Annotated in this window: 10 protein-coding genes; 2 read left to right on the top strand and 8 right to left on the bottom strand. The window is 39.8% G+C overall.

Features of this window, described 5'->3' with window-relative positions; translation table 11 throughout:
* The first annotated feature begins 77 nt into the window (after positions 1–77).
* Positions 78–1,097, top strand: a complete 1,020-nt coding sequence (locus KI375_RS02085) for an LLM class flavin-dependent oxidoreductase (protein ID WP_212971874.1) — start codon at positions 78–80, stop codon at positions 1,095–1,097.
* 125 nt (positions 1,098–1,222) lie between these two features.
* Positions 1,223–1,738, top strand: coding sequence for a phosphatase PAP2 family protein (locus tag KI375_RS27885; RefSeq protein WP_374706792.1), 516 nt, complete (start codon positions 1,223–1,225; stop codon positions 1,736–1,738).
* A gap of 134 nt (positions 1,739–1,872) precedes the next feature.
* Here KI375_RS27885 and KI375_RS02095 read toward each other — a convergent pair whose 3' ends face one another.
* From KI375_RS02095 to KI375_RS02130, 8 genes are all read right to left on the bottom strand, one after another.
* Positions 1,873–4,368, bottom strand: coding sequence for a phosphodiester glycosidase family protein (locus tag KI375_RS02095; protein ID WP_212971876.1), 2,496 nt, complete (start codon positions 4,366–4,368; stop codon positions 1,873–1,875).
* Between the two features lie 35 nt (positions 4,369–4,403).
* Positions 4,404–5,186: an HAD family hydrolase gene (locus tag KI375_RS02100; protein WP_212971877.1), complete on the bottom strand. Its 783-nt coding sequence runs from the start codon at positions 5,184–5,186 to the stop codon at positions 4,404–4,406.
* Positions 5,187–5,474: 288 nt separating this feature from the next.
* Positions 5,475–6,251, bottom strand: a complete 777-nt coding sequence (locus KI375_RS02105; RefSeq protein WP_212971878.1) for an endonuclease/exonuclease/phosphatase family protein — start codon at positions 6,249–6,251, stop codon at positions 5,475–5,477.
* Positions 6,252–6,408: 157 nt separating this feature from the next.
* Positions 6,409–8,031, bottom strand: coding sequence for an extracellular solute-binding protein (locus KI375_RS02110; protein WP_212971879.1), 1,623 nt, complete (start codon positions 8,029–8,031; stop codon positions 6,409–6,411).
* Between the two features lie 203 nt (positions 8,032–8,234).
* Entirely contained in the window at positions 8,235–9,848 is a 1,614-nt protein-coding gene (locus KI375_RS02115; RefSeq protein ID WP_212971880.1) for an extracellular solute-binding protein, read from the bottom strand.
* 35 nt (positions 9,849–9,883) lie between these two features.
* The gene (locus tag KI375_RS02120; RefSeq protein ID WP_207446770.1) at positions 9,884–10,768 is read right to left on the bottom strand and encodes a carbohydrate ABC transporter permease; all 885 of its coding nucleotides are present in this window, start codon (positions 10,766–10,768) and stop codon (positions 9,884–9,886) included.
* Between the two features lie 15 nt (positions 10,769–10,783).
* The gene (locus KI375_RS02125; RefSeq protein WP_374706778.1) at positions 10,784–11,743 is read right to left on the bottom strand and encodes an ABC transporter permease; all 960 of its coding nucleotides are present in this window, start codon (positions 11,741–11,743) and stop codon (positions 10,784–10,786) included.
* A gap of 113 nt (positions 11,744–11,856) precedes the next feature.
* Positions 11,857–14,445 (bottom strand): phosphodiester glycosidase family protein, encoded by a 2,589-nt coding sequence (locus tag KI375_RS02130; protein ID WP_212971881.1) that lies wholly within the window; start codon positions 14,443–14,445, stop codon positions 11,857–11,859.
* Positions 14,446–14,481: the final 36 nt, after the last annotated feature.

Raw genomic sequence — 14,481 nt, forward strand, 5'->3', positions numbered from 1 at the left:
AACAATTGGGTATAAGTGCAATCATTGGACGAATGTTTTCATTCGCCTTATGCTTTATTTAATCTCTTATTAGGAGGATGCATATGGGTTACATAAAATATTTTCAAGGTGTTCCTTTATCTGTTTTAGATCTTGCCCCTATTACCGAAGGAAGCAATGCGACGCAATCTTTCAAAAATAGTGTTCAGTTAGCCCAGCTCACAGAAGAACTTGGTTTTCATCGGTATTGGTTGGCTGAGCATCATAATATGCCAGGGATTGCAAGCTCCGCTACATCTGTCTTAATTGGTCATATCGCTGGAGCAACGAAGCAAATACGTGTAGGCGCTGGAGGAATTATGTTGCCAAACCATGCGACTCTGGTCATTGCCGAACAATTTGGTACTTTGGAATCTTTATACCCTGGGCGGATTGATCTAGGACTTGGGCGTGCCCCTGGAAGTGATCAAGCAACAGCCTACGCTCTAAGAAGAACCTTGCAAAATGGGGCGGAAGAGTTTCCAATGCAAGTAGAAGGGTTGGAGGACTATTTTTCGGGTAGCCCTCATGCTCGAGTTCGAGCTATTCCTGGAGAGGGCTTGACTATTCCCATATGGTTACTTGGTTCAAGCGGCTTTAGTGCTCGACTTGCCGCTCAAAAGGGATTACCCTTTTCCTTTGCCAGCCATTTTTCTCCAGACTATACTTTGCCAGCTTTACAAATCTACAGAGAAAACTTTCAACCCTCAGAGGCATTGGACAAACCCTATGCTATGCTTGGTGTGAATATCATTGCAGCTGAAACAGATGAACAAGCACAATGGTTATCAACATCTCAGCAGCAGCAATTTTTAAGCTTAGCTCGAAATGAACCGACACAATTGAGGCCGCCTATTGAGAATATGGAAGACATTTTATCACCACTTGAAAAGGCTCATATCGAAAAAACACTTGATTCCCGGTCGACGATTGTCGGAAGCCCAGAAACGGTGCAACAAAAGCTCAAAGTGTTTATAGATGAAACAAAAGCTGATGAAATCATTATTAACTCACAAATTTTTGACCAAACAGCGCGGCTCCGTTCATATGAAATTATCGCCGGTATGATGGATCAATAGGGATTTCGATCATGAAACGGGTTTTCGTGTTCTTATGTCTTGTCATTTTCTTAGGCCTAGTATTTACCTATCAATCCCCTTTTCTAGCCTATTTTGATGTAAAAATTCTACTTTTTTTTGAAGACATGCGTACACCCTTTCTTAATGGGTTATTTACGATAATAACGACAATTGGCTCGATTAAGGTTCTCTTTCCTTTGTGTATCGGGGTGTCCATTTATTTAGTTTTCAAAAAGTATTATGCTGAAGTCATCTGTCTATGGATTTTGTTCTGGAGTTCAAGGAGTCTCAATTTTATTTTGAAGGAATGGATTGAGCGGGAGCGTCCTTCTTTTCATCCATTAATCCAAATAGGGGAGTATAGTTTTCCGAGCGGCCATTCTATGAATGCCATCGTGGTACTTGGCTTTCTTTGTTATTTGCTGACAAGCAATTTCGTAATCAATAAGACGTGGCGAAGCAGTTGGTTTTTAATAACCGGAATCATTATTTTGCTTATTGTACTCAGTAGGCTTTATCTCGGAGTGCATTATCCTACAGATGTCGTTGCGGGATTATGCATAGGGTATTTGTTACTCGCATTTTTTCTCCATTTTTTCCCTAGCATACGAAAAAAATGGCTAGCAGACCGCCGCCGTTAGCGAGTCCGCTAGCTTTCTTTAAAATTTCTATTAGCCAGTGGAAGTGTTCTATTAGCTTTTGCAAGTATCTATTAGCCATTAACATCCTGCTATTAGTCGTTGCACGCATTTTATTAGCTATTAACATCTTTCTATTAGCCGTTGAATGCTTCCACTGTCTTTCGGTTTAAATCTCTTTTTGCTTCTTTTGTGATCATTTGCTTGTTCTTAGGGTCATTCACACGTTCTAGAAAATCATCGATGAACTTTTGTGCCTGCTTCTGTGAACCGTTATTTAAATGATGAGTGGCTTGTCTTAATTTATTAGTTAATTGTTTCCCCAGCGGGTGTTGAATATCACCCGATTGCATCATATCTTGCAATAATAACTCGATATCGGGCTTTTGCTCAGAATCCGTATAAATCGCTTCAAATTGATCGAAGTAAAGCAGTCCTGCTGTTTTATTATTTTGATTCTTTTCTTCTAAAGCAAAGTAGCGTACTTTCAGCGGGAATACGGTTCCCTCTGGAACAGTTGCATAGACATATTTCCAGCCTGTCCAGTTCACTCCGCCAACGGTTGTCATATTCCACAAGGCATCCTGACCATTTCCATCTGTAATTCCCAATCGCAGATGATGATATTGTTGATCTCCATACACCCAAACTCCGAATCGTGTCGGCTCTCCCCTCACCTCTTGGCCAAGTTCGCCTTCATCATCTAAAAATTGAATATATGCGGCAGATGTGCCTTCTGTTCCCGTAAAATCATAGGTTAATTGTGCTGCTTTCTCTCCATACAATACATATTCAGGATCTGAAACAAGCGTCATATTGACTGAACCAGGGACGGTCCGTACTTCATTCGAACGAATATGAGATTCATCTTCAAAATCCTCTATGATCGGGGACGGGCCTACTTCAACAGCCGTCTCGACACGGATATCTTGATATGTTGCCACAACTTTCCCAGTTGTTACATTGTTGCCGGTTTGCAATACTCCCTCTTCCGTGATCTCTCCAATGTCTCCTTCTACAGACCATTCAAGTACATCTGGAGAAATCATTATTTTTTCACCAGCTTTATCATACGCATTTACAGAGAACGACTGTGACTTTTCGGGCTCTATGACAAAAGAAGTCGGTGAAATCCTTAACTCCGTAACCTCATCCGTGACCGTCACATCTTTCGTGGCGGAAACGCCATCTTTACTCACAACAATTTGTCCTTGTTTCTTTCCTTCTCCTGCTACAAACAAACCGGAACGGTCAATTTCTCCGATGTCTTTATCAACAGACCACTGTAATGAATTAGGCTCTATAGCTAGCGGATTACTATATTCGTCGTACCCTTTCGCTTCTATCCTCACTTTGCTTCCCGAAACGATTTTGAGATTAGTAGCAGGGGATAAACGAATACCTGCCAATTCTGATTGTTGTGGCGCCTTAGAGATGACTAATAAGGAACTACCAACAGGTCTTTCAGGTCCATCGGATGGCCGATTTTGCAATGTCGGCTTTTCATCACCAGGCTGTCTAACATAATAAGTGGTGGATCCACCTCCATCAATATTAATCGCGTCTTCCATCCCTAGTGATTGTAAATACGCAGCGGCACCTGGTAATGTCATGCCATCCGAATGTCCTTCCTGTCTGCCATCAACTGCAAATAGATATAACTTTCCAGCTTTGATAGCAAGCATTGTACGTGGATGCTTGTCTGTATTCTTTTTATCATCCTCTAATAATTCTTCCCAAATCTCTCCATCCTCTAATAAAACCGTTCCTAAAGTTGAATTTCCTGAGACAACATTTTGCGCTTGATTGATATTTTTCGTGAAGTTTACATCAATACGAATCTCATCACCTACGGCTACATGACTTGTGACCCAATCTGCCTTCGTCCCTACCACTGATACAACAATCTTTCCTTCCTCTAATTGTGTATCCGCTGTTTCCGCAACAGACGACACAATCCCTTGTAGTGTTTTTCCCGCTACAAAACGATCATTCCCTTTTCCCGTATCCACCACTACTTCTACTCCGCCTTCTGGAGTTTTCGCAGTTTCACCAAAACGATCATTGAATAAAAAGGCACGATCATTATGTGTGGCCACTCGAGAACGATTGAGCATATCCAGCTCCAATACCTCTCCGTTCGTTGCCTTTAATTCCGCAGTCATTTCAACAGAATGCTCCATTTTAATAGATTGATCAGGAAAAGTAGCAATAAGCGCTTTTATACTACGAGGGGATGTATAAATTTCCCCGTCTACAATCTGTAATCCTGATGGAATCCCAACAGAGCTAAAGAAGTCACCATTCACGCCCCCAACAACCTGCTCACCTTGCTCTCGCATTTCATCAATCGTATTGCCTACTGTTTCTAACCCATAGACGTTTCCATTGGATGAGTACGGTGTGAAATGGACAAATGAATCTTGCGGATCCACTTCCATCATATGGAGAGAATTGACGGAATCCCCGTCTTTCAACTCAACACTTTCGTGATACACACCAGGGGAAACTTGGTACTCTGCTTTCGTGGTAATTTCAGTATCTTCTTCCGCGTGTATCGTTACAGCATGATGTCCGATCATGATAGAAGTAAAGAGCAACATACTTATAAATAGCTTCAATCCTTTTCGCATGGGATCACCCTTTTAGAATTATTGGTACAATAATATTACAACTTTGTGGTTAGATTTGGTCTTTCCAGCTCTATTTCAAGCAGTTCATGAATGGAATGAATAATCAATTTGGGCTGATAATGCTCCTTCGGAGTAAGTTCCTCATAAATCTTTCTCTGAAAAATTCCTGTTAGATAGTCTTGTTGTTCCGCTCGTTGCTCTGGAGTAAGTTGCTTTAGCGCATCTGGCATCCGATGATCGATTAAGATGGATAACGCACCTAGCTGATTCGCAAAATAAACATCGTGGTCTAAGCGATCGCCAACATGGGCAATTAATTCTCCATCTGTTAATAACGGATTTGCCATACTGATTGCCGGCTTGGAGCATCCCACCTTACAAGGTGTGATGATTCTATCGATTTGTTCAGCCAGCTGAATGGCTTTCATAACTGGATACTGGTATTTGTAATAGCCATTTGTTACCACTCCCAGTGAATAGCCCTTTTTCTTTAATGCAGCCAAAACTGTTAAGGCGTTGTTTTCTAGTAAATATACCTTGGGATCCTCCGCATGCTTTTCCACTAATTCAGCGATATTGATTTTCAGTGGAATATTTTGCTCAACGAGAATCTGTTCTAAAATATCATCCCAGTTATAAGCAGCAGCATCCCGCTTCTCTGCTAATCGCTTTTTATGCTCTTTTCTAATCTCAGGGAATATGCCAGCTTCTAGTGTGAGATGAGAGGCTACTATACTTTCAATCTCAGGGAAAACCCATTTACTAAATGGATTTTGCAGGAGGGTCTCATCGAGATCGAACGTAATGTATTTATTCATCGTTTTTTCCTTCTTTCCATTCACTTTTAAAATCTATGGGCATCGAAAAAAATCATTCTTCCATGTCGCAAATGGAATATGCTCCACGCCGCGGCAGCTAATGAGCCTCCACGTGCTTATATGCACTGCCGGGGTCTCACAGAGGCCTTTGCTACGAACAAGATGTTCTAATGTCGGCGATATTCACAGGAGTGACTGTCACTAGCCGACCTCCCACAAGAGTCTCGCATTTTCTGCTAAGCTGGCTTTTCACTTCATAATTTCCACATATAATCCGATACCCAAAATCTATTCATCCTCGAATTGGCCTTGTACAGGATAATGATCAGAAATCCTATTTCCCTGATCATCCCGGATAACTGTCGATGACGGATTCAGTTTTAACATCGCCTGATTGGCCAGCATATAGTCGATCCTTACATAAATGGGATCTTGTAACTCTCCTTTAATTTTCGTCGGCAAGGAATAGTCCAAGGATTCACCCTTCCCAATGTCATGTAATCCTGCATCCAGTAAAGTTTGCATCGGTTGATAATTAATCTCTCCATCTATAATATGTTGGCGTTTTGAAAATTTCCGCTGCAGCATCTTTTCTTTGCTACCACTGTTTTTATAGTAATCCTGATCAAGTGGTGATAAAGTATTTAAATCCCCCATCAGCATAAGAGGCTCATGAATGGATTGTATATAATCGGCAATTTCTGTTGCTTCCTTCTCTCTAATCGTAGATTCAAATGGTGAAAGGTGAGTAACGAGAAAATGAATCTCTTGGATTTTCACATGTAAAAGTCCATGATGGAACGGCGCTTCATCGGTCATATATATGTTTTCAATTGGCCATTTAGAAGCTATACCAATGGAGAAGCGGCTGGATTCCATTCGATAAAGTACCGTGTAAGGCATCCCCAGTTTCTCCATTTCCCTTTGAAATTCTGCTTCCGTCCAATCATTCATTTCATTGAAGCCAGCAATATCGTAGTCTCGCTCCTTCAACCAGTTAAAAAGCATGGCATATCTTTCATCTGTTCGACAACCATCCAAAACATTGTATTGTACGATTTTCACTGTCCACATCCCCTTCTATCTCTATACACTCCAAATTTTTACCGTTTTACCCAGTCACTAAAAGATTCCTATGACATCTCCTTAAACTATTAGTAGGATACCACTTTCAGTAACAAAACCAGGGATGGAAGCTGCCTCCCATCCCCCTTTAGCTAGCTTACTCAGCTTGTTCTTGGTAACGATCATATGCTTGTTGATAAATGTCCATATATTGTTCCAGTCCAACCTTTTTCACTGTTTCGACATACTTATCCCACTCATCAAATGATGTTTTTCCGGTAATAAATTTAGCTTGAGCTTCAATTACAAAATCTTCAAGATCTGTTCCAACAGAAGACATGATTTCACTTTCTTCATTTGTATAGTTAAATGGTGGCCAAATTTCCTCAGGCTGATCATCGACAAACTTCTCAGCTGCAGCTTTAGAGGACTCCAAACCTTCTGATCCTTTAAAATATGCTTCCTTTACAATACCCGGATACGTAACACCGCGCCAGGTCAAATACTTGGAGATCGCTTCTACATAAGATAGACCATCCGGGTTTTCATTAATAAGATCTGAATATTCTACAGAACCATCTTCATTTTCAACATAGGTTTCACCTTCGATACCCATGAAATAGAACTTACTCCCTTCATCTCCATAAAAATAATCTAACCAACGCACTGTTTCTTCTGGATACTGATTTTTATCTGTAATTGAGAAGGCACCAGAATGAACAAGCGGAGCACGATAGTTCGAATATAGCTTATCGCCGTGTGGACCCTCTAAAGTATTTGCACCAATATATTCGTCACGACCATACCCCGATTCTGGATTTGTCGTCAATGTTGCCGCAAATAAACCATCTGTTCCACGAGCATTTGTTTGTTCCGATTTAACTGTGTATAAGTCTTCAATGATCAAGCCTTCTGAATAAAGTTTGTTCAAATATTGAAGCATTTCTTTGTAACCATCATCAGTAGGGATAAATCGTAACTCGTCGGTTTCTGGATCGACATCAACATATTCATGTGCTACCCCTCTATTTCCTAATCCAAATGAACCTTTAAAGTGATTAATTAGATTCGAATCACCACTTGCACTTAGACCGATTTCATCGGCCTCACCGTTACCATTAGGGTCCTGTTCTTTTGCTGCTTTGAGATATTCATAGAATTCATCTAAGGTCGTCGGCTCTTCCATATCCAATGCTTTTAGGAAGTCTTCATTGATCCATAATTTCCAACCCGCCATAACAGAGGTAAACTCTGGATCAAATATCCGAGGAAATGAGTAAATATTTCCGTCCGGCATCGTAATTCCTTGTTTGATATCAGGGTTTTCATCCAAGATTTTCGTTAAATTTGGGGCATACTTATCAATTAAATCATTTAACGGAATCAGAACTCCTTGTCCTCCGTACGTAATTAAATCTTGTGTAGACAAACCAACACTATGAAAAGCATCTGGATAGTCTCCACCCGCAAGCATTAAGTTGGTCTTTTCTTTCAACCCATCTTTTGAGATCATTTCCCATTTAATATCCATGTTCGTCATTTCTTCATATTTGTTATACACAAGGATATCATTCCAGTCTGGCGCTGCGTCTGCTGGCGCAACAAATGTAAGCTCGATCGTATCATTCACGATCGGAAAGCCTTCTTCGTTAAAATTATCAGCTTTTGCTTCATCATCTTTCTCTTTTTCTCCTCCTGCAGAGTCGCTGCTACAAGCTGCTAACAAGGAAAAGATCAACAATAATCCAACCGCAAAGATTGAAAACTTTTTAAGCTTCAAGATAAACCCCTCCTATATACTAATTATTTATATAAAGGTGAGGCTGAGACATAACTAAAATGCTGAGCTCCAAAGCCGAACAATGCATTACCTTAGCGAAGTGTATTTCCAAAGTGCATTATATACACCATGGTAGTTCATTCTTTGGTGAAAATAATTTTGTCTCAACCCCATAACCTCTCTAACGAAATATTCTTAGAAAATTATTCAGCTTGTTCTTGATAGCGATTATAGGCTTCTTGATAAATGTCCATATATTGCTCCAAGCCAATCTTTTTCACTGTCTCTACATACTTATCCCATTCATCAAATGAAGCTTTCCCTGTTATAAATTTAGCTTGGGATTCAGTCACATAATCTTCGATATCCGTTCCAACAGAAGACATGATTTCACTTTCTTCATTCGTATAGTTAAATGGTGGCCAGATTTCTTCTGGTTGATTTTCTTTAAACTTTTCAGCTGCCTCGTTGGAAGTCTCTACCCCAAAATAATCTTGCTTTACAAATGCTGGATATGGACCTGCTCGCCAAGTCAAATACTGAGATATCGCTTCAGTTCGAGTAAGTCCATCGGGATTTTTCTCAATAATATCTGTGTACTCAACTGTTCCGTCCGCATTTTCTTCATAGGTTTCTCCTTCAATCCCCATGAAAAAGAGCTTACTTCCTTCATCACTATAAAAATAATCGATCCAACGCACCGTTTCTTCAGGGTATTGATTTTTATCTGTTATTACAAAGCCGCCTAAATTGTTAAGTGGTGAGCCATAATTTGAATGAATCTTATCACCATAGGGACCTTCCAGTGTCAGAGCACCGATGTATTCATCACGGCCATATCCCGTTCCAGGGTTTGTCGTGATGGTCGCCGCAAACAACCCATCTGCTCCCCGTGCATGGGTTTCTTCTGATTTGACCGTGTATAGATCCTCAATAATAAGTCCTTCTGAATATAATTTATTTAAATATTGAAGCGTTTCTTTATATCGATCATCAATAGGCATAAATCTTAACTCATTGGTTTCAGGATCGATATCGACATATTCATGTGCTATTCCTTTGTTACCTAATCCAAATGATCCTTTAAATATATTGATAAGGTTGCCATCACCACTTGCGCTTATGCCAATTTCGTCAGCCTCTCCGTTCCCATTAGGATCCTCTTCTTTTGCTGCTTTAAGATATTCATAGAATTCGTCTAAGGTTGTTGGCTCTTCCATTCCCAAAGCTTTTAGGTAATCTCCATTGATCCACAATTTCCAGTTCGCGAGAACCGAGTGAAAGTCGGGGTCATAAAGTCTTGGAAACGAGTAGATATTTCCATCTGGCATCGTGATTCCACGTTTCACATCCGGGTTTTCATCCAAGATTTTCTTAAAATTAGGGGCATACTTATCAATTAAATCATTGAGTGGAAGCAGGACCCCCTGCCCGCCATATGTGATTAAATCCTGTGTAGACAAACCAACACTATGAAAAGCATCAGGGTAATCGCCACCAGCAAGCATTAAATTAGTTTTTTCTTTCAAGCCCTCATTTGAAATCATTTCCCATTCAATATCTACGTTGGTCATTTCTTCATATTTGTTGTATATCAGAATATCATTCCAATCAGGGGAGTCTGATGAAGGTGCAACAAATGTAAGCTTAATTGGATCGTTTACAATCGGCAATCCCTCTTCATTAAAATTCGCCTTTGCCTCTTCATCTTTCTCTTTTTCTGCTTCCTTTCCTGCTGAATCGTTGCTACATGCCGCTAACAAGGAAAAGATCAACAACAATCCAACCGCAAAGATCGAAACTCTTTTAATCTTCAAGACATAACCCTCCTAGAATTTTTATATAAAGGTACTTAGCCCTTAAGCGAGCCAATCATAACCCCTTTAACGAAGTATTTTTGGACAAATGGGTACATAATCAAGACGGGAATATTAGCTACGACAACAAGTGCATATTTCATTCCCTCTACAGACATCGCTTGTTGAACCACCGACTCTACCATTGTGGCATCCATATCTGCGACATCTTCTTGAATCAGAATTTCCCGTAAAATCAGTTGCAATGGGAATTTGCTGCGATCTGTTAAATAGATCAAACCATCAAAGAATGAATTCCAATGAGTAACTGCATAAAACAACGTCATAACGGCGATAATCGGGGTCGAAAGCGGCAAGACAATTCTAAACAGCGTCTGTAGATTCGAACACCCATCAATATGAGCGGCTTCTTCAATTTCATTGGGAATGCTTGTCTGAAAAAAGGTTCTCATAATAATCAAGTTATATACTGAGATAGCACCAGGAATAACCATAGCCCAAATTGTATTTAACATATGAAGATCTTTTATGACTAGATAAGTTGGGATCATCCCGCCGCTGAAAAACATCGTGAAGATCAGCAAGGCTGTTATCACATTCCGTCCAAATAAGTTTTTCCTTGACAGAGCGTATGCTCCAGCGGTTGTCATCATCAGATTAATAACCGTTCCTACCCCTGTATAAATAAAAGTATTTAAATATCCACGCATAACATCATTGTTTTTGAACACCTTGGCATAACCGTCAAAAGTAATTTCCTTAGGTAATAAGCGAATCTCCCCTTTAAGCAATAATTCTGGGTTACTAATAGAGGCGCTAAGGACAAAAATTAACGGATAAATGACAATCACTAAGATAAGACAAAGTAATAAAAAGTTCACAATCCCAAAGGTGCGGTCTCCGATTGATTGTTTTTCCATTCTCTCATTCCCCCCTTACCACAGACTTGTTTCGCTGACTTTACGCGATATTTGATTTACAACAACAAGTAAAATAAAACTAATGATTGAATTAAACAAGCCAACCGCGGTCGAATAACTATACTGCGCACCCATAATCCCTGTTTTATAAACATGTGTAGCAATAACATCGGAAGCCTCTACATTTAATGCGTTTTGCATGAGGAACACCTTCTCAAACCCTACGCTAATAATATTTCCGACATTTAGGATAAGAAGTATGATAATGACTGGAACAATGGCCGGGATATTAACATGTCTAATTCGCTGAAGTCGACTGGCACCATCCATTCTTGCTGCTTCATGCAATTCTGGAGGCACACCCGCCAATGCTGCTAAATAAATGATTGAACTCCATCCCATTTGCTGCCACACATGGGAAAGAACATACACAGTCTTAAACCAAGCAGGTTCTGTCATAAATGAAATTGGTTTTAGACCAATAGCAGATAATAAATTATTGACCATTCCATATTGCGGGTTTAGAAATAAAAACAACATGCCCACAATCACAACGGTTGATAAAAAGTGAGGAGCGTAGGTCACATTTTGCACAAGCTTTTTGAATCGATTCAGACGCACCTCATTAATCATCAAGGCAAGAATAATCGGAATTGGAAAGGCAACCGCTAATTCATATAACCCAATGCCCAATGTATTTTTGATTAACCGCCAGAAATAATAACTATCGAAGAAACGTGTGAAGTGTTTCATGCCTACCCATTCACTGCCAGTAATACCTTTTGTCGCAATAAAATCCTTAAATCCGATTTGAACACCGTACATAGGGATATATTTAAAAATAATAAAATAGGCTAAGACTGGCACAAGGAGTAGATAAATATCCCAATTATTGAAAATTCTCCTCCGTATGTTAAATTTCTTTTTTATTTTCACATCTGTATTTTGTTGTTTATCAATGTAAGTACTCTTCATTGTCATTCACCCCTTATTCCAGTTTGGAATTATATCTAAGTGCTTTTGCCTTAGTGACCCCCTTACAGAACTCAATGTAACCTCATTATAATAAATCAATTTGATTTTTTAATTCAGCTTTCGTTAAGATTTTGTAAAGGTGTACTCACAAATTCCCAACTAGCCTTTGGTACCATTGGATTTCCATGCATATCCGCCGCCTCAATGACCACTTGGTGAGTAACCTTTTTTTTGCTAGGAGAAAGCTGGACAGATACTTGCCCTGTTGCGGGATTATATATATGATCGACCAGTTGCTCATTGATCCATACCTGAATCGAAGAAGGATCCACCCCACTTTCTTCATCCTTAAGGATGAGACTAACTAGTGGATGATCGTCTTTTACTGTTTGATTGGGAGCTGGTGTAGGATGACTATACATAGGTCCTTCCAAATCTTCTTCAACTTTGACATACTCGGCTCTTAGATGATCAAAATAGAGCACGCCCGCATTTTTATTAGCGTCATTCGTTTCCGTAATAAATACATAGCGAACTGTAATAGGAAAAGCCGTATTTTCCCCGATATCAGCATAGACATATTTCCATCCAGTCCAATCCAAACCACCTGGTTCTGTAAAACTTAAAGACCGGCTCTCCCCATTTGCATCCGCAATACCTAAGCGTAGCCAATGACAATTAGAATCGCCATATACCCATAATCCAACTCGATAAGGTTCTCCCTCAATTTCTAATCCCTTTTCTCCACCATCATCTAGAAATTGGATTACTGCTTTCGAAGCACCCGATATATCTGTAAAGTCATAGGTTAATTTTCCTGAAAAAGTTCCAAAACGAACTGGTTCTGGTCTAGGTGCTAACGTCAATGTAACAGAATCGTCCACTGCCTTCTCCCCGTATACAGTGAGTCCTTGCAACGAATCAAATTTGGCTAAAGTGACTGGTGGCTTTCCTACACTGACTTGAATGCTTACTTCTAAATTTTTATATTTTGCAATGATCTTCCCTTGGTTGATTTCTTGGCTAGCTTGTAAAACACCCGTTTCCGAGACAGCCCCAATTCCTCCTTGCATTAACCATTCTATTTGATCATGGGAAACCCAAACCTTGTTGCCTTCTTCGTCAAAGCCATAAACATCTATTTCGACTTCACCACTTGGTTCTACAACAATTGTAGTTGGAGTTACTTCTAATCGAGTAATTTCTTCCACTACTTGAATCGAACTTTGGTGGGAAACCGCTCCTGAACGAACGTTAAGCTCGCCAATTCCCTCCGTTGTATATGCTCTAAACGTCTCCTTTCCTTCCATATATCCAATATCACCAACCACAGACCAAGTGAGTGTGGATGGGCGAACCATAACAGCGTTGCAAAAACGATCTTGTCCTTTTACATCCATTTGGACTTTACTCCCTGCCAACACTCGGATTGGAGACTTTGGTTTAACAACTAAAGTATTTAACGGAGATACAGGTGCGATTGTTTCGAAAAACAAGCCATTCCCTACTGCTCTTTCAAATCCATCAGAAGGACGATTGATCACTGTTGGTTGCACATCTCCTGGTTGCCTGATATAACAGGTCGTTGAGCCACCTCCATCAATATTAATGGCTGCTTCCATCCCAATACTTTGCAAATACTCGGCTCCTTCCGCCAATGTGATCCCTCTCGAATGGCCTGGTTGCCGACCATCTACAACAACGATATATAAACTTTCCTGCTTCATTGCGAGCATGGTACGCGGATGTCGATCACGATTAAGTGGAATTTCTGGATCAAGTATTTCTTGAGATATTTCCTTATTCTTTAAAAGTACAAAGCCCAAAGTGGAGTTACCTGAAATGACATGACGTGCTTCATTTAGACCTTGATTCAATGAAACATCAATTGTAACTTTATCACCGATTTTCACCTGCTTTTTGATCCAGTCTGCTCCCGATCCACTCACAGATAGTACAAGTTTTCCCTTTTCTATCGAAGTATTAGCAGATTGATGAATGGATTCCACTACTCCTACCATTTGTTTATTAGAAAAGATACGTTCATCTGGGACTTGAATAACAAGTTCCATTACACCTTCGGGAGTGCGGGTTGAAGAACCGAACCGATGATTATAGAGAAAAGCATGATTTGTATGCTTCAAGTACTTTGCACGATTAATGGATTCTATTTCCTGTTTGTAACCGCATTCAAACTCGAGATATGCATTCATCCTTACTTGGTCCTTTAATAAAACTTGCCCATTTGTCATAATTGCTAATAAAACTTTGATCATGGAGGGTGAGGTAAATATCTCACCATTGCACATTTGCAATCCCGTTGGCACTCCTATCCAACTAAAGAAGTCACCATTTACCCCTGCCACGACATTTTTTCCCTTTTCAATAAGCTCCTGCTGCATATTCCCAACTGTTTCTAAAAATTCAACTTTTCCTTTAGATGAAAATACAATTGGATTAATATACTGATTGTGTGGATCCACTTGAAGAACATGGATAGATTGCTGGTACTTCTTGTTTTGTAAAATTTGATGAGAATGAGTCATACCAGGTGCTACTTGAAAAGTCTCTTCCTTCTGTATACACCAGGGTGACTCATTCAGCACTTCTCTTTGACTATTATCATTTTCACTTCCAGATCTTGAACTTTCCAATACACTAATCTGCTCTGGTGTATTATTTGTTTTGTTTGACTTGAGCAATTTCTCATCCCCACTTCGTACTAAATTATCTAAAAT

The organism is Bacillus sp. J14TS2, assembly GCF_018333015.1.
Taxonomy (GTDB): domain Bacteria; phylum Bacillota; class Bacilli; order Bacillales; family Bacillaceae_C; genus Lederbergia.